Source organism: Streptomyces sp. NPDC053431, assembly GCF_044544925.1.
In the GTDB taxonomy this organism is placed as follows: Bacteria; Actinomycetota; Actinomycetes; order Streptomycetales; family Streptomycetaceae; genus Streptomyces.
Genome location: NZ_JBITXX010000028.1, coordinates 14,206 through 30,690 on the forward strand (window position 1 = coordinate 14,206; position 16,485 = coordinate 30,690).

The following is a 16,485-nucleotide window of genomic DNA, read 5'->3' on the forward strand; positions in this document are numbered from 1 at the left end:
CCATCGACGTACCCGCGTACCGGCGCCCCGGCATCGGCCCACGGGCGCACCCCCGTACCGGCCCCTCGGCGTACCCCCGTACCGGCGCCCCCGTACCCGCGCCCCCACACCGGCGCGCCGCCAACCACCCGTACGGGCGCACCCGCCCCCCGTACGGGAAGGTACCGAGCCGCCCGGTCGGGCTTCGTGTGACGTCGGAGCCGCCCGGCCGGGCTTGTGTGACGGCGGGCCGGCGTCAGTCGTCCAGGACCGAGAGGTCCTGGCGGGCCTTCGGGACCTCGACGGTGCCCCGGTCGTCCGCCACGGTCTGGATCGTGAACATCGGGATCCCGTCCTGCGGCAGCTCCAGCATCCGTGCGACGTGCACGGGGCCGCCCGACAGGTGCTCGACGGTCAGCGCGTAGGAGCCCTTCAGGCCGCCGGGGACCGGGGCCGGGAGGGAGAGCGTCGTGCCCGCCTTCACGGTGACCGTCTTGGTGACCTGGGTGCCGCCCTGTGAGCCCGCCGAGGCCGTGACGCGCACCTCCGCGGTGGCGCCGGGCGCCGTCAGGGTGAGCGTGGAGCCCTTCGCGCGGTTGTCGGCGACGGTGCCGCGGGTCTCGACGGCGGCGGTCGCCGGGATGAACGCGACCTCCTGCTGCTCGCCCTTGCCGCGGACCACGCGCAGCCCGGCCACCACCGGCGTGGCCTTCTTCGGGTCGACCGGGGTGAGGAGCAGCGAGCCGGGCTCGCCGCGGGTGAGGTCGGGCAGGTCGACGGCGGCGGTCATGCCGGACTTCACGTGCAGGGCGCCGGCGCTGGCCGGGACGATCGTGCCGGTCGGCGTGACCAGCTGGATCTTGAGGTCGGCGTCGTCGTCGCCGGGCGCGTAGGCCACGAGCCGCACGGAGGTGGCGTCGGCGGGGATGCCGGGCAGGACGGCGGTGCCGGCCGGATCGGCGGAGGCCGGCAGCCAGTCGCTGCCCAGCTTCTCGTCGGCCGAGCCGACGACGGCGCCGACGCGGCCGCTGCGGGTGGTGACGTGGACGGTGACGTCCTGCTGGGCGGGGTCGGTGGTGAGGGTGGGGAGCAGGACCCGCGCGCTGGAGTGGGCGGGGACCGGGATGCCCTCGGTGATCTGGGTCTTGAGCGCGCCCTCCGGGCCGTACAGCTCGATGTCGGCGACGGCGGCGGTGTCGTCCGGGTTGGTGAGGTGGACGTAGTCCTGGCGCTGCTTGGCGGTGGACGCGGCCGGGAACCAGAAGTCGGTGTCCGGGGCGGAGCAGCTGAGGCCGAGCAGGCCGCGCGCCCCGCCGGCGGGGACGACGGTGGTCTGCTGGACCGTCCAGCCGGGGGCGAGCGCGCCGTTGGCCGAGCCGGCCAGGGCGGGCGCGGTGGGGCCGTTCGCCTCGGCGGTGACGGGGGTGCCGGCCTGGGTGACGGTCGCGGGGGCCTTGGGCGGCTTGGCGTTCTTGGGCGGCGTCTCACCGGGGGCGACGGCCGCCGCGGCGGGCGTCAGCTGGGCCTTCGCGTCGCCGCGGGACTCGCCGCCGGCCTTGGCGGTGCCCTGCGCGGGCGTCCCCTTCGGGGTGTACGAGGTGTACGCGGTCTCGGCGAGCTCCGAGGTGCTGGGCGCCGGGCACAGCAGGCTGGAGCGCTCGACCGGGAGCGGCACGGCGGCGCCGGTGGTCCGGGGCGTGGTGCCGTCGGGGGCGGTCAGGGCGGCGACGCCGGTGACGGCGGCGAGGGTGGTGGCGACCGCGATCAGGGAGAGGGTGGTGCGCTTCACTGGTTGCTGCTCCCGTCGGGACGCTGCTGCTGCTCGTAGCCGTACGGGTCGTAGGTCTGCTGCCCGTACCCGTCGTCGTAGCCGTTGCCTTCGTGGCCGTGGGCGGAGTAGCCGGTGACGCCCTGGCCGTTCGCGTCGTAGCCCGCGGCTTCCTGTCCGTTCGTGTCGTAGCGGGCGACTTCCTGGCCGTTCACGTCGTAGCCGGCGACTTCCTGGCCGTTCGCGTCGTAGCCGTTCGGCTCGTAGCCGTTCTGGCCGCCGTACGGGTCGTACTGCTGCTGCGCGTACTGCTGGGGGTCGTACGCGTACTGCTCCTGGTAGTAGCCCTGCTGTTGTCCGGCGTACTGGCCGTCCCACTCCGGCTGCTGCTCGTAGGCCGGCTGCTCCGGTACGGGTACGGGAGCGGGCTCGGCGGGCTGCCGCGGCTCGGGCGCCGCGGCGGCCTGCTCGGCCGCGGCCTCCGCCTCGGCGGCGGCGCGGAGCCGGCGGGCGCGGCGGCCGTCGCCCTCCATGGCCTGGGCGGGGATGGCGACCTCCTCGTCGGGCAGGTCGTCGTCGATGTCGCGGCGGCGGCCGGGCAGGGCGAGGACGAGCAGGACGACGCCGAGGAAGACCTGCGTCCAGATCCACACGGTGTGGGTGAACGGCTCCTCGAAGGTGAGGTCGAGGCGGCCGGCTTCGGCGGGCAGGGTGAAGCCCTGGGCCCAGCCGTCGACGGTGGTCGGTTCGAGCTTCCGGCCGTCGAGGGTGGCGGTCCAGCCGGCGTCGGCGCGGTCGGCGACGCGCAGCACGCGGCCGGCGGGTCCGGCCGGGATGTCGGCGTGGGCCTCGACGGGGCCGGCGGCGACGGTGACGGGCTTGCCGTCGGCGGCCGCGGTGTTCTTGCCGGCGCCCGGCACGATCGTGACGCGGGCGACCTCGCGGTCGACCCGCCACAGGGCGCTGCCGTCGAGCTGGCTGAGCCGGGAGAGGCCCGGGGTGGCGTCGAGGACGCGGCTCATCGAGCGCGGCGCGCCGTCCCGGACGAGGACGTAGCGGATCGCGAAGCCGCTGAGCTCCTGGGTCTGGTCGGCGCCGGAGCCGGCCACGAGGTGGGCGACGACCTGGTCGAGGCGGGGGTCGCTGCCGCCGGTGACGGCGAGTTCGGCGTCACCGAGGCGGCCGCCGGAGCCGCGGACCAGGGTGTAGGAGACCTCGCCGGGCGAGCTGCCGCCCAGGACGAGGGTGCGGGCCTGGTCGCGGGTGCCGCTCTCCTCGGCGACGAAGGCGGGGACCTGGACCGGGTCGCGACGGGTGACCGGGCCGTCGGCGCCGGCGATCATCCAGCTCGCGGCGGCGACGACGGGGCCGAGGGCGCAGGCGAGCGCGACGAGCGCGGCGACGGGCTGGCGCCAGCCGAAGCCGTGGGCGGCGACGCGGGTGCGGCCGCCCTCGGCGCCGATCATGCCGGCGGCGAGCAGGGCGGCGCCGTAGACGAGGGTGGCGGGGCCGGCCCAGCCGGTGCCGCCGGCGCCGTTGGTGAGGACCGCGAAGAGGAGTCCGGCGAGGGCGGCGGCCCAGGCGGCGCGGACGGCGAGGACGCGCTCCTCGCGCAGCAGGCCGGCGAGTCCGGCGAGGACGAGGCCGATCAGGACGAGCCCGCCGGCGGCGCCGGGGCCGCCGGGGCTGGTGCCGAGCAGGTCGAGCGCGGAGGCCGTGCCCGTGCGGATGTCGAGGCCGGCCTCGCGCAGCAGCGCGGAGGGGCTGGTCAGCAGGGACAGCGACCAGGGCGCCAGGACGAGCAGCGGGGTGCCGACGGCGGCGACGAAGCGCAGCCCGTACGCGGTGATGTCGTCCCGGCGCAGCGCGAGGACGCCGATGCCGAGGACCACGGCGAGCGGCCAGACGACCGGGGTGAACGCCGTCGCGAAGGTGAGCAGGAAGGTGTACGCCCAGGTGGCGCGCCAGCTGCCGCGTTCGCCGGCGGGCCGGTCGAGGCCGTGGGCGGCGACGGCCGCGCGGGCGAGGAGCGGCAGCAGGATCGCGAGGACGGCGGTGCCGAGCCGGCCGGTGGCGAGGGCGCCGGTGGCGGCGGGCAGGAAGGCGTAGGCGATGGCGGCCCAGGCGCGCAGGAGCCGGGACTCGACGATGCCGCGGGAGGCGAGGTACGCCGTGAAGCCGGCCAGCGGGACCGAGCAGACGAGCAGCAGGGTCAGCGCGAAGGAGGTCGAGCCGAGGAAGAGCGCGGAGAGCGCGGCCAGGACGGCGAGGTAGGGCGGGGCGGTCTGGGTGCCGCCGCTGCCGATGGCGTGCCAGCCGTCGGCGTACCGCGACCAGAGCTCGGAGACGGTGTCGGGGGCGGGCAGCAGGGCGCCGCCGGCGAGGGAGCCGCCGCCGAAGAGGTTGCGGCAGGCGACGACGGAGACGACGAGCAGGAGCGCGAAGAGGACGGGCCCGGGCTTGCGGGCGATCTTCTTCAGGCGCGCGAACTGCTCGATCTCCAGGTAGTCGGCGTCGTCGCCGCCGGGGCCGGACTCGACGGCGCCGTGCCGGGAGCCGGCGTCGGCGTCGGAGCCGCCGAAGTGGGAGGCGAACTGTTCGGCGGTGGCGCGGATCGTGGCGCCGGGCGCCGGGAAGAGCGGGCGGAGTTCGCTCGCGGGGACGGCCGGGTTCCGCCGCCGCCTGCGGGCGGCGAGGATCTTCTCGGGCCGCAGCAGGGTGGCGAGCAGACCCATGATCTCGTCGACGGCCTGGCCGGGCGCCTTGCCGACGAGATAGCCGAGGGTGCGCAGGACGGTGCCGACGACGAGCCGGAGGAAGACGTAGGGCAGCGCGCGGCCGCGGGTGTTGGCGAGCAGCGTGTAGACGGCGCCGGCCTTGTCGACGCGGTGCGGGTTGGCGGCGGAGCGGCCGGCGCAGTCGACGGTGCGGCGCTCGCGGGCGGAGGCCTCGGCGTGGCGCAGCACGGCGTCGGGGGCGACGAGGACGCGATGGCCGGCGGCGTGGGCGCGCCAGCACAGGTCGACGTCGTCGCGCATGAGGGGCAGCCTGCGGTCGAAGCCGCCGAGCTCCTCGAAGACGTCGCGGCGGACGAGCATGCCGGCGCTGGAGACGGAGAGCACGGAGCGGATCTGGTCGTGCTGGCCCTGGTCCTGCTCTCGGCGGTCGAGCCCGGTCCAGCGGCGGCCGCTGCGGGCGATGGAGACACCGGCTTCGAGGAGCTGCTTCCGGTCGTACCAGCCGCGCAGCTTGGGGCCGACGACGGCGGCGTACGCGTCGGAGTCGGCGACGCGCAGGAGTTCGGCGAGCGCGCCGGGCTCGGGGGCGCAGTCGTCGTGGAGCAGCCAGAGCCACTGGACGGGCTCGCCGTGCGGGAGTTCGGGCAGGTCGTAGTTCTCGTCCTGCCAGGTGCGGGTGACCGGGTCCCAGCCGCTGGGCCGCTTCAGGTACGGCAGTTCCTCGGGTCCGAGGACCGGCGCGGTGCGCGCGGCCTCCTCGACGGCGGCGCCGAATCCGGTGCGGCGGGCGAGGTGGAGGACGCGGTCGGGCCCGATCGCGTCGGCGAGCAGCCGCGCGGAGTCGTCCGCGCTGCCGGTGTCGGCGGCGACCACGTTCTGCACGGGGCGCTCCTGGGCGAGCAGCCCGGCGAGCGCGTCCGGCAGCCAGCGGGCGCCGTCGTGGGCGACGAGCACGGCGGTGACGACGTGTCGCGGAAACTCAGGAGTTGAGGACATCGAGCTACGGGCCCTCCGGCCGGGGGGTCGCCCCGCGAGGGGCGTGGGTGCGTCTCGGACGGAGGCCCACACTAACGTCAGACAAGAGGGGGCGGTGCGCAGTGCCTCGATGAGGGGCGGTGGCCGGGCGACGGGCGGGAACGCAGACGGTCCGCCGCCTGTGGATGGAGCACAGGGTGCGGACCGTTCGTCGTATGCGGGTGTGCGCGGTTCGGCGCGGGGTCGAGCGGGTGGGTCCGGCGGGTGGCCGGATTCTTTCGTCCGTCAGACGGCGGCCTTCTTGAGGCGGCGGCGCTCACGCTCGGACAGTCCGCCCCAGATTCCGAAGCGCTCGTCGTTCTGCAGCGCGTATTCGAGGCACTCGGAGCGGACCTCGCAGGCGAGGCAGACCTTTTTCGCCTCGCGGGTCGAGCCGCCCTTCTCGGGGAAGAAGGACTCGGGGTCGGTCTGGGCGCACAGTGCGCGCTCCTGCCAGCCGAGTTCCTCGCCCGCGTCCTCGACCAGCAGTTCCTGGAACAACTCGGTCATGTGCGCCCCTCGTCCGTCTTTTTTGCGTCCCCGTGGTCTGCCGTTGCCGATTCCGGATCGTCCCGGCCGAACGACACGAGTGAAATTACAAGTTCGTGCTCTGTGCGAGTCAAGCCGAGATCTGCTATTGGGCCTCGTATTCACTCTGCGGAACCAAGCGTATGCGGAAAGTGTTCAAATCACCAAAAAACGTGACACATGCCATCGGCCTGAGCGCTCCGGCACGTCCCACCAAGAAGGACGTCCGAAACATCGATCTTGTTGCGATCCAGCCACGGAAGCGATCCGGATCACAGTCTGATCACAGGGCCTCCGCCACGTTTACGACGGCGACTGCTGCGCCATGTGTCCTGGCCGACCCCTGCACAAACCTTTCTCCGCGCGCCGCAACCGGATGAGGTGAAACATTGCCCCCAAATCGGGCATTGAGTTGACAGTCGGGTGTCTCTCCCGCCACTTTGGTGGCATGCCAGCGACCGCAGCGCCCTCCGCGACCCACGCCCGTGGGCTCCGCCGCGCTGCCGAGAACCGCTGTCGCTGTTGCTGTCCCAGCTGTTGACGCGCGCCTTCCTCCCAGCGCTCCGGCACCCCCCGCGCGGCCGTCCCGCCGCCGCACCCCCTCGTTCCACCGCTTGCTCTGCGACCCCCAGCACTTCTGCCGAGGAACCACCGCACCCATGAACATGGACAGCGACCTTCAGATCGCCGGCGACATCCTTGAGGTCCCGCACCTCCTGCAGCCCGCCCGCGAGCACCCGACCACCGTGGCCGAGTTCGTCGGCCTCGCCCGCGAGATCGCGGCCGACCGCGCCCAGTGGGCCCCGTACGTCGAGTACGACGCCACCACCCGCTGGTACCACCGGCTGCGCACCGGCCCCGGCTACGAGGTCTGGCTGCTCTCCTGGCTGCCCGGACAGGGCAGCGGCCTCCACGACCACGGCCCCTCCTCCGGCGTGCTGACGCTGCTGGAAGGCGAACTGACGGAGCGTACGGAGCGCGGAGCGGGGAAGCTGCGAGCCGGTGGGCAGCGGGTCTTCGCGCCCGGGTACGCGCACGAGGTCGTCAACGACTCCCTCGAACCGGCCGTCAGCCTGCACGTCTACCACCCCGGCCTCACCGAGATGCCGATGCACGAGTCGCTGCGTGCCCAGTGCACCCCCGCTCCGCCGGCCCCTTCCGCCCCGGCGGCCCCGGGAGCCGTACCCGCCTGACAGACTGCTGTGCATGCGCATTGTGGTTCTGGCCGGTGGCATCGGTGGTGCCCGCTTCCTTCGCGGCCTCAAGCAGGCCGCGCCCGACGCGGAGATCACGGTCATCGGCAACACCGGTGACGACATCCATCTCTTCGGCCTCAAGGTCTGCCCCGACCTCGACACCGTGATGTACACCCTCGGCGGTGGCATCAACGAGGAGCAGGGCTGGGGCCGTGAGGACGAGTCCTTCACGGTCAAGGAGGAGCTCGCGGCGTACGGGGTCGGGCCCGAGTGGTTCGGCCTCGGCGACCGCGACTTCGCCACCCATATCGTCCGCACCCAGATGCTGGGGGCCGGCTATCCGCTGAGCGCGGTCACCGAGGCGCTGTGCGCCCGCTGGCAGCCCGGCGTGCGGCTGCTGCCGATGTCCGACGACCGCGTCGAGACGCACGTGGCCATCGAGGTGGACGGCGAGCAGCGGGCCGTGCACTTCCAGGAGTACTGGGTGAAGCTGCGCGCCTCCGTGGACGCCAAGGCCGTCGTGCCGGTCGGCGCCGAGCAGGCGAAGCCCGCGCCCGGCGTCCTGGAGGCCCTCGCCGAAGCGGACGTCATCCTCTTCCCGCCGTCCAACCCCGTCGTGTCCGTCGGCACCATCCTGGCCGTCCCCGGCGTCCGCGAGGCGGTCGCCACCGCGTCGGCGCCGGTGGTCGGCCTCTCCCCCATCGTCGGCGACGCGCCCGTGCGGGGCATGGCCGACAAGGTGCTCGCGGCGGTGGGCGTGGAGTCCACGGCGGCGGCCGTGGCCCGGCACTACGGCGCCGGGCTGCTCGACGGCTGGCTCGTCGACACCGTCGACGCGGACGCCGTCCCGGACGTCGAGGCGGCGGGCATCCGCTGCCGCGCGGTGCCGCTGATGATGACCGACCTGGACGCCACGGCACAGATGGCCCGCGAGGCACTGGCCCTCGCCGCGGAGGTCGCGGGATGACGGCCGAGCCGGGCGTCGGCGGGCCGGGTGGCGGCTTGCGGGGTGGTGCCGTGCCGGTCGACGCGGCGCGGAGTGACGGCGAGCCGGGCGTCGACGCGCCCGGTGACGTCGTACCGGGCGTCACCGAGCGGGGCTTCGCCGCAGCGGGCGGGGACGGGCGGGGTGGCGGCGCGGTGCGGTTCGAGGTCTGGGCGGTCGGCGGGATGCCCGAGGTCGGCCCCGGCGACGACCTCGCCGGGCTGATCGCCTCGGCGGCGCCCGACCTCGCCGACGGGGACGTGCTGCTCGTCACCTCGAAGATCGTCAGCAAGGCGGAGGGGCGGGTGATCGCCGCCGACGACCGCGAGCAGGCGATCGACGCCGAGACGGTACGGGTCGTGGCGCGGCGCGGGGCGCTGCGGATCGTGGAGAACCGGCAGGGCCTCGTCATGGCCGCCGCCGGGGTCGACGCCTCCAACACCCCCGCCGGGACCGTGCTGCTGCTGCCCGAGGACCCGGACGCCTCGGCCCGCCGGATCCGCGAGGGCCTGCGCGCGGCGCTCGGCGTCGAGGTCGGCGTCGTCCTCACCGACACCTTCGGGCGGCCCTGGCGCAACGGCCTCACCGACGTGGCCATCGGCGCGGCCGGGGTGCGGGTCCTGGACGACCTGCGGGGCGGCACCGACTCCCACGGCAACGAGCTGAACGTGACCGTCGTCGCCCACGCCGACGAACTCGCCGCCGCCGGCGACCTGGTGAAGGGCAAGGCGGCCGGCCGGCCCGTCGCCGTCGTCCGCGGCCTCGGGCATCTCGTGGGCGGCGACACGGAGCCCGGCGCCCGGGCGCTGGTGCGCGACCCGGCCGACGACATGTTCCGCCTGGGCACCTCGGAGGCCGTACGGGAGGCGGTGACGCTGCGCCGTACCGTACGGGAGTTCACCGACGACCCGGTCGACCCGGGCGCGGTGCGGCGGGCCGTCGCCGCGGCCGTCACGGCGCCCGCCCCGCACCACACGACGCCGTGGCGCTTCGTGCTCCTGGAGTCGGCGGACGCGCGGCTGAAGCTGCTGGACGCGATGCGGGACGCCTGGATCGCGGACCTGCGCACGGACGGCAGGTCCGAGGAGTCGATCGCCAGGCGGATCCGCCGCGGCGACGTGCTGCGCAACGCGCCGTACCTGATCGTGCCCTGCCTGGTCATGGACGGCTCCCACCACTACGGCGACCCGCGCCGGGACGCCGCCGAACGCGAGATGTTCGTGGTCGCGGCGGGCGCCGGGGTGCAGAACCTGCTGGTCGCGCTGGCCGGGGAGCGGCTGGGCTCGGCGTGGGTGTCGTCGACGATGTTCTGCCGTGACGTCGTACGGGAGGTCCTCGGGCTGCCCGTCGACTGGGACCCGATGGGCGCGGTGGCGGTCGGCCGGCCGGCGGGGGCGCCGAAGGAGCGGGCGGCGCGGGAGGCCGAACGGTTCATCGAGGTGCGCTGACCGCGGCCGGGGGCGGGGGCGGGGGCTGGGGCCGCCGTGGGCCTGCGGGCCCGGGAGCTGCTGCCCGCCGCGGGCCTGCGAGCTTGGGGACCCCGGGCCGCCGCGGAACGGCGGGTCCAGGGAGACCGCCGCAGAACGGCCGGTCCGGGGAGCGGGGACCGCCGCGGAACCGCGGGTCCGGGGAACCACGGCCCGCCGCCGAACCGAAGGCCCGGGAGCTGCGGGCCCGGGAGGCGTGGGTCTTACAGGCCCGTGATGTCGTTGGGTGCCAGCCGGGGCGCGCGGCGCGGTGGGACCCGGCCGCTGAGCAGGATCAGGCGGGCGGCACGGTGCCGCTGGCCCTCGTAGGGGGCGAGCAGCTCCAGCATGGCCGCGTCGTCCGCCGTGCGGTCGCCCGCGAGGGCCCAGCCGACGATCCCGGGGAGGTGGAGGTCGCCGGTGGTGACCTCGTCCGGGGCGCCGTTGCTGCGCTGAATCGTCTCCGCGGAGGTCCACGGGCCGATGCCGGGGATCAGCTCCAGGCGCTTGCGGGCCTCGGCGGGGGGCATCCGGGCGGCCTCCTCCATGCGGTGCGCGACGCGCGCGGCGCGCACGATGGTGGCGGAGCGCTTGCCGTCGACGTTCGCGCGGTGCCACTCCCAGGACGGGATCATCGCCCAGGTGCGGGCGTCGGGCATCACGTACATGCCCTCGGGGGCCGGGCCGGGGGCGGGCTCGCCGTACTTGCGTACGAGCACCCGCCAGGCGCCGTACGCCTCGTGCGTCGTGACCTTCTGCTCCAGGATCGACGGGATCAGCGACTCCATCACCAGGCCGGTGCGGGTCAGGCGCAGGCCGCGGCGGGCGCGGTGGGTGACGGCGAGCAGCTTGTGGCGGGGGACGAAGGCGGTGGGATCGTCCTCGGCGCCCAGCAGCGCGGGCAGCCCGTCGAGCAGCCAGCGCCCGCCCGGCCCCCACGCCTCCGCGCGGACCGCTCCGCCGCGGATCCGCACCCGGAGCGTGCCGGCGCCGGCCGGCGTCCGACTGGCCCGCCAGACGGAACCGTCGGGGGTGACACGGAAGGTGGGGTCGGCGGGGCCGCGGCGGAGGGGGCCGAGGGTGAGGCCGAGGTCGAGGTCGGTGAGGGCGGCGAGGTCGGGGGCGGGCTGGGGGGCGCTGTCTGGGGCGGCTTCGCGGCCCATGGCAGCGTCGACGCGGTCGGCGTCGGGGGCGGGGCGGTCGGCGGCCGGGGCGGCGTCCCGGCCAGGGTCGATCCCGAGGTCGAGGTCAAGGTCGAGGTCGTGCCCCGGGATCGCGTCCGGGTCCTGCGCCGGCTCTCCGAGCGGGGGGCGGGACTCGGTCCGGGGCTGGGGTACGGGGACCTCGCCGCCGCGCATCGTGGTGCGGGTGGTGGGGGGTCGGGGGGCGAAGCGGCCGGCCATGACACGAGCCTAACGGCGACCGGCCGCGCCACCGATCCCACAGCGCCCGCCGGCGCGCGACCGGCGCCCGCTGCATGTGCGAGGCCCACACAGGGGCCGTGGGGCGCCCACGACCCCTGTGTGGGCCTCCGCCTCTCAGCGTGGCCCGCCCCCTGCACCTACGCCCACCCCGACGGCGCCGCGCCCTGTGGCGGACGTCACAGCGCAGGGAGCCTGGGCGCGGCAAGGCGCGATGTTCCGTTGTGCCCACCCGTTCCGCCCTGGGGTCCCCCCCGGACGAAGTCTGGGGGAGGAACGACTGCCCACAACGGGGACGGCGGGCGCCGGGCGCGGCCCGCTGCGGGGCGGGTGTAGGGCGCGAGGGCGGTTGGGGGGCGGGGACGGGCGGGGGTTACTGGTCGGAGGAGAAGCGGATGGTGGAGGGGGGGAGGGTGGCGTCGCACCAGATGCGGACGCCCTCGCGGAGTTCGTTGTCCGGGCCGACGTCCGCCCCGTCCCCGATGACCGCCCCGGTGAGCACACTGCGCGCGCCGACGCGCGCGCCGGCGCCGACGAGGGAGTCGGTGACGACGGCTCCGGGTTCCACGACGGCGTTCGCGAGAACCGTGGAGCCGTTGATCCGCGCGCCGGAGCCGACGACCGCGCCGGGGCCGATGACCGTGCCTCCGGTCAGCTTCGCGTCCGGGGCGACGCTCGCCGTGTCCAGGACCAGGCGGTCCCCGCAGCGGCCCGGCACCGCCGGGGACGGGGCGCGGCCGAGGACGAGGTCGGCGGAGCCGCGGACGAAGGCCTGCGGGGTGCCGAGGTCGAGCCAGTACGTGGAGTCGACCATGCCCTGGAGGTGGGCGCCGGAGGCGAGGAGTTCGGGGAACGTCTCGCGTTCCACCGAGACCGGGCGGCCGGTGGGGATCGAGTCGATGACCGAGCGGCGGAAGACGTACGCGCCCGCGTTGATCTGGTCGGTGACGATCTCCTCGGGCGTCTGCGGCTTCTCCAGGAAGGCCGTGACGCGTCCGGTGGCGTCGGTGGGCACGAGCCCGAAGGCGCGCGGGTCCTCGACCCGGGTGAGGTGGAGGGAGACGTCCGCGCCGGACGACTCGTGGGTGGCGACGAGGGCGCGGATGTCCAGGCCGGTGAGGATGTCGCCGTTGAAGATGAGGACCGGGTCCTCGGGTCCCGAGCGGAGCCGCGAGGCGACGTTGCGGATCGCGCCGCCGGTGCCGAGCGGCTCCTCCTCGGTGACGTACTCGATGCTGAGCCCGAGCGCCGAACCGTCACCGAAGTGCGGTTCGAAGACCTCGGCGAGGTACGAGGTGGCGAGGACGATGTGGTCCACGCCGGCCGCCCGGGCCCGCGCCAGCTGATGCGTCAGGAAGGGGACGCCGGCCGCCGGGACCATCGGCTTGGGCGTGTTGACCGTCAGGGGACGCAGCCGGGTGCCTTTGCCCCCGACCAGAAGAATCGCTTCGGTCACCTGTCGTCTCTGCTTCCTGTTCGGGTCCGGTCTCATCGCCCGGGGCAGCGCCTTTCGGCCGTCCGTACGATATGACCGGTCAGTTTATGCAGATGGTTGAGTCCATGACCCCATCAGCGCCTGCCCTGGTACTTCGCGGAGGCCGAACGGGCGGTGCCGAGCTTGTTGTAGAGCCGTCCGCCCGGGCACTCGGTCGCGAAGCCGTCACGGTGCCCGGCGATCACGTTGAACCTCACCTTCCTGCCCTTCTTGTAGAGGTTTCCGCCACCTGAGGTGAGATACGTCTTGGCCTTCGGATTCACCCCGTGCAGCCCCAGCTTCCACGCGGTCAGCCGTGCGATGGCGGTCAGGGCGGCGGCCGGCGGGCTGGTGGTGCCGTAGGTGCCGAGGACGGCGATGCCCATGCTGTCGGTGTTGAAGCCGAGCGTGTGGGCGCCCATGACCGGCTTGGCCACGCCGCCGGCCCGGCCCTCGTAGATGTTTCCGCACTTGTCGACGGCGAAGTTGTAGCCGAGGTCCCGCCAGCCGCTGCTCTTCACGTGGTAGCGGTAGATGCTGCGCAGCACGGAGGGGGCCTGCTTGCAGGTGTAGCGGTTGCCGGTGGCGCTGTGGTGGACGAAGACGGCCTTGATGGTCTTCGTGTAGACGAAGCCCTTCTCGCGCATCTTCTCGTCGGCGCCCCAGCCCTTGCGGGTGATGATCTTCGGGCGCGGGCCGATGTACGGCTTCGCGGCGACGGCGCGGGTCGTGGTGGCCCCGGCGCCCGCCCGGAGCTCGGCGAGGGTCTGATCCCTGGTCAGGGCCGGGATCACGGCGGCGCCGAGGGGGGCGAGCCCGGCGTTCGCACGGGCGGCCTCGGCCTGTTCGGGGGCGGCCGGGGCCGCCTGGGCCGCCTGTGGGCTCCAGGCCACCGCGGTGGCCCGCCTTCCCGGAGCGCCCCACGCCCCCGGCGCGCCCGGCGCCGGTTCCGGGCCCGGGTCGACCAGCTCCAGGCGCAGGCCCGACGGAAGCGGGGCGTCGGTGCCCTCGTGCCGCTCGGGGCGTACGCGGACCTCGACGCCGTCGGAGTCGCCGACCCACAGCGGGGCGGTGGAGCCGTGCAGCGCGCGCGAACGGGCCTCCGCCGAACCGGGGTCGGCGCCGTGCTCGTCGTTGTGGGTCTCCACGTCCTGCCAGTCGGACCAGGCCCCGTCCGCGGCGGACCGGGTGCGGACCTCGACGGTGCCGTGCAGCGGGGCGCGGGCGTCGTCCCACACCACGCCGAGCAGCGAGAACGGTCTGACGTCCCGTCGGCCGAGGCCTTGCGCGGCCGCCGACCCGGCGGCCGCGAAGGACCGACCCCACGGGCGGTCCGGACCGAGGGGTTCGAGCGGCAGCGACTGGGTCGATCCGGCGACGGCGCTGTCGGGCACGGCCGCCGGCGCGGCGGCGGTTTCGGGCGCGGCGGCCGGTGCGGCGACGACGGCCGGCTCGGCGGCGGGTGCGGCGACGCCCGGGCCCGCACCCGCGGCCTGGGTCGCGACGGTGAGCGGCAGGGCGAGTGCCGCCGCGCAGGTGACGGCGATCGAGGAGACGAGATAGGCACGCATGGGCTGATCGTCCGCACCCCGCGCGCGTTCCGCTCGGCGGGAACGGGCACGGAAACTGACGCCCCGTCGGGCCGACCGGTGGACGGGGTCACCGGTACGGCGGACCGCGCGCGCGGCCCCCGCGTACCCTTGCCCGCGTGAACGCCAGCGACCGCACCCCCGTCGACCTGCTGCGATCCGCGCTCGCCGCGGACCCGGCCCGCCCCTTGGTCACTTTCTACGACGACGCCACCGGTGAACGCGTGGAATTGTCGGTGGCCACCTTCGCCAATTGGGTGGCCAAGACGGCCAATCTGCTCCAGGGCGAGCTGTCCGCCTCGCCGGGCGACCGGCTCGCGCTGCTGCTGCCCGCGCACTGGCAGACGGCGGTCTGGCTGCTCGCCTGTTCCTCCGTCGGGGTCACCGCGGAGCTGGGCGGCGACCCGGCCGGCGCCGACTACGTCGTCGCGGGCCCGGACGGCCTGGAGGCGGGGCTCGCCTGCTCCGGAGACCGGATCGCGCTGTCCCTCGCCCCGCTCGGGCGCCGCTTCCCCACGCCGCCCGCCGGGTACGCGGACTACGCGGTGGAAGTGCCGAGCCAGGGCGACCGGTTCGCCCCGTTCATCCCGGTCGATCCGGACGCGCCCGCTCTCGTGGTCGACGGTACGGAACTGACGGGCGCACAGCTCGTCGAGCGCGCCCGCGCGGACGCCGCCGAGCTGGGGCTCGCGGCCGGCGCGCGGTTGCTCTCCGGGCGCTCGTACGACACCTGGGCCGGGGTCTCGGCCGGGCTGTACGCGCCGCTGGCGGCCGGCGGCTCGGTCGTGCTGTGCCGTCACCTCGACCGGCTCGACGCGGAGGGCCTGGCCACGCGGGTGGACAGCGAGCGGGTCACCGTCACCCTCGCGGACTGACCCGGGGACGGGTGGGTGCGACCGCACGGCCACGCACCCACCGGGCCCCGCCCGCCCGGCGACACGCCGGTCCGCACTCCGCACGTGCGCGCTCCCACCCGTACGGCCCATCGACGCGCCGCGTAACCCGGCTCCGGACGGCGACTCCGGTACATGATCGGCCGGGGGCTACCGATGCCTTCCGCAGAACCGAGCGCCGGGATCGACCGTCTACGTCACCGAGACGACGGCCACCGGTGTCCCGCAGACGCCATCGAGGACGGACGGATCCAGCCGTGACGGACAGCTCAGACACGCCCACGGAGCCCGGAGCCGGTGGCGAGGGCGCCCGCAAGCGGCACTGGCTGCGCTGGACGGCGCTCGGCGCGGCGGTCGTGGTGCTCGCGGCCGCGGGAACCGGCTGGTGGCTCTACCGCAAGCTGGACTCCAACATCACCACGGACACGACGGCCGCGGAGGAGCTGCTCAAGTACGAGCGGGAGCGCCCGTCGCCGTCGGTCAAGGCGGCCCGGAACATCCTGCTCATCGGTTCCGACACGCGCGCGGGCGCGGGGAACCGCAAGTACGGCCACGACGGGGGCGGCCAGCGGTCCGACACGACGATCCTGCTGCACATCTCCGCCAACGGGGCGAGCGCGACGGCGGTCTCCATCCCACGCGACCTGATGGTGCGGATCCCCAGCTGCGCGAGGAAGGACCGGACGCGCACCGTCGAACAGTTCGCCCAGTTCAACTGGGCCTTCGAGTTCGGCGGTACGGCCTGCACGATCCGCACGCTGGAGAAGCTGACCGGCATCCGGATCGACCACCACATGGTGATCGACTTCCGGGGGTTCAAGAAGATGGTGGACGCCGTGGACGGGGTCGAGATCTGCCTGAAGGAGCCGATCGACGACGCCGACGCCCATCTGCGGCTGCCCGCGGGCCGGCAGGTCCTGCGCGGCGAGCAGGCGCTCGGCTTCGTACGGGCCCGCAAGTCGCTCGGCAACGGCAGCGACACCGAGCGGATGGACCGGCAGCAGCAGTTCCTCGGCGCCCTCGTCAACAAGGTGCAGAGCGACGGCGTGCTGCTCAACCCGACCAGGCTCTACCCGGTCCTGGACGCGGCCACGAAGTCCATCACGACCGACCCGGGGCTCGACTCGCTGCGCGACCTGTACGACCTGGCGCGCTCGATGCGGGCCGTGCCGACCGAGAAGGTCCAGTTCCTGACGGTGCCGCGGCGCCCGTACACCTACAACGCGAACCGGGACGAACTGGTGCAGCCCGCGGCGAATCAGCTCTTCGCGCGGCTGCGCGCCGACCAGCCGGTGATCATCCGACCCGGTGGCAACGGGGAGCCGGAGAGCACGGGGGACGGCCCGAGCTCCGCCGCGACCCCCTCCTTCGCGGGGCGCAACGCGGCGACGGCGAGCTGCTGACGGGTAAAGGCGGAGCCAAGGGGAGGACGGC

General features: G+C 74.8%; 11 protein-coding genes. 5 read left to right on the forward strand and 6 right to left on the reverse strand.

All coding sequences use genetic code 11. The features are described 5' to 3' along the window. Window positions 1-235: 235 nt before the first annotated feature. From ACIGXE_RS35055 to ACIGXE_RS35065, 3 genes are all read right to left on the reverse strand, one after another. On the reverse strand, window positions 236-1,768 hold the full coding sequence (locus ACIGXE_RS35055; protein WP_399754018.1) for a DUF5719 family protein: 1,533 nt from the start codon (window positions 1,766-1,768) through the stop codon (window positions 236-238). Next, window positions 1,765-5,481, reverse strand: a complete 3,717-nt coding sequence (locus tag ACIGXE_RS35060) for a glycosyltransferase (RefSeq protein ID WP_399754020.1) — start codon at window positions 5,479-5,481, stop codon at window positions 1,765-1,767. The genes ACIGXE_RS35055 and ACIGXE_RS35060 overlap by 4 nt, the downstream gene beginning before the upstream one ends. 264 nt (window positions 5,482-5,745) lie before the next feature. After that, window positions 5,746-6,009, reverse strand: a complete 264-nt coding sequence (locus ACIGXE_RS35065; RefSeq protein ID WP_345487777.1) for a WhiB family transcriptional regulator — start codon at window positions 6,007-6,009, stop codon at window positions 5,746-5,748. A 677-nt stretch (window positions 6,010-6,686) separates the two neighbouring features. Between ACIGXE_RS35065 and ACIGXE_RS35070 the strand changes: the two genes are divergently transcribed. From ACIGXE_RS35070 to ACIGXE_RS35080, 3 genes are read left to right on the forward strand one after another with little or no spacing between them, the layout of a single operon-like run. After that, complete coding sequence (locus tag ACIGXE_RS35070) at window positions 6,687-7,220, forward strand: cysteine dioxygenase (protein ID WP_399754022.1); 534 nt, start codon at window positions 6,687-6,689, stop codon at window positions 7,218-7,220. Window positions 7,221-7,233: 13 nt separating this feature from the next. Beyond that, entirely contained in the window at window positions 7,234-8,190 is a 957-nt protein-coding gene (cofD, locus tag ACIGXE_RS35075; protein ID WP_399754024.1) for a 2-phospho-L-lactate transferase, read from the forward strand. Beyond that, entirely contained in the window at window positions 8,187-9,656 is a 1,470-nt protein-coding gene (locus ACIGXE_RS35080) for a coenzyme F420-0:L-glutamate ligase (RefSeq protein ID WP_399754027.1), read from the forward strand. The genes cofD and ACIGXE_RS35080 overlap by 4 nt, the downstream gene beginning before the upstream one ends. Window positions 9,657-9,898: 242 nt before the next feature. Here the strand turns inward: ACIGXE_RS35080 and ACIGXE_RS35085 are convergent, their stop codons facing one another. The 3 genes from ACIGXE_RS35085 to ACIGXE_RS35095 all read right to left on the reverse strand — a co-directional run bounded on the left by ACIGXE_RS35085 (window position 9,899) and on the right by ACIGXE_RS35095 (window position 14,140). Next, window positions 9,899-11,077, reverse strand: coding sequence for a DNA-3-methyladenine glycosylase family protein (locus ACIGXE_RS35085; RefSeq protein ID WP_399754029.1), 1,179 nt, complete (start codon window positions 11,075-11,077; stop codon window positions 9,899-9,901). A 391-nt stretch (window positions 11,078-11,468) separates the two neighbouring features. Further along, window positions 11,469-12,551 carry a sugar phosphate nucleotidyltransferase gene (locus ACIGXE_RS35090; protein WP_399754031.1) on the reverse strand — a complete coding sequence of 361 codons (1,083 nt, stop codon included), beginning with the start codon at window positions 12,549-12,551 and terminating at the stop codon, window positions 11,469-11,471. Between the two features lie 113 nt (window positions 12,552-12,664). Beyond that, a complete protein-coding gene (locus ACIGXE_RS35095; protein ID WP_399754033.1) occupies window positions 12,665-14,140 on the reverse strand; it encodes a peptidoglycan recognition protein in 1,476 nt (491 codons plus the stop codon). A 137-nt stretch (window positions 14,141-14,277) separates the two neighbouring features. On the opposite strand from ACIGXE_RS35095, the gene ACIGXE_RS35100 reads away from it, so the two are divergent. Both ACIGXE_RS35100 and ACIGXE_RS35105 read left to right on the forward strand, forming a co-directional pair. Continuing rightward, on the forward strand, window positions 14,278-15,033 hold the full coding sequence (locus ACIGXE_RS35100) for a TIGR03089 family protein (protein WP_399754035.1): 756 nt from the start codon (window positions 14,278-14,280) through the stop codon (window positions 15,031-15,033). 275 nt (window positions 15,034-15,308) lie between these two features. Then, entirely contained in the window at window positions 15,309-16,454 is a 1,146-nt protein-coding gene (locus tag ACIGXE_RS35105) for an LCP family protein (RefSeq protein ID WP_399754036.1), read from the forward strand. The last annotated feature ends 31 nt before the right edge of the window (window positions 16,455-16,485 follow it).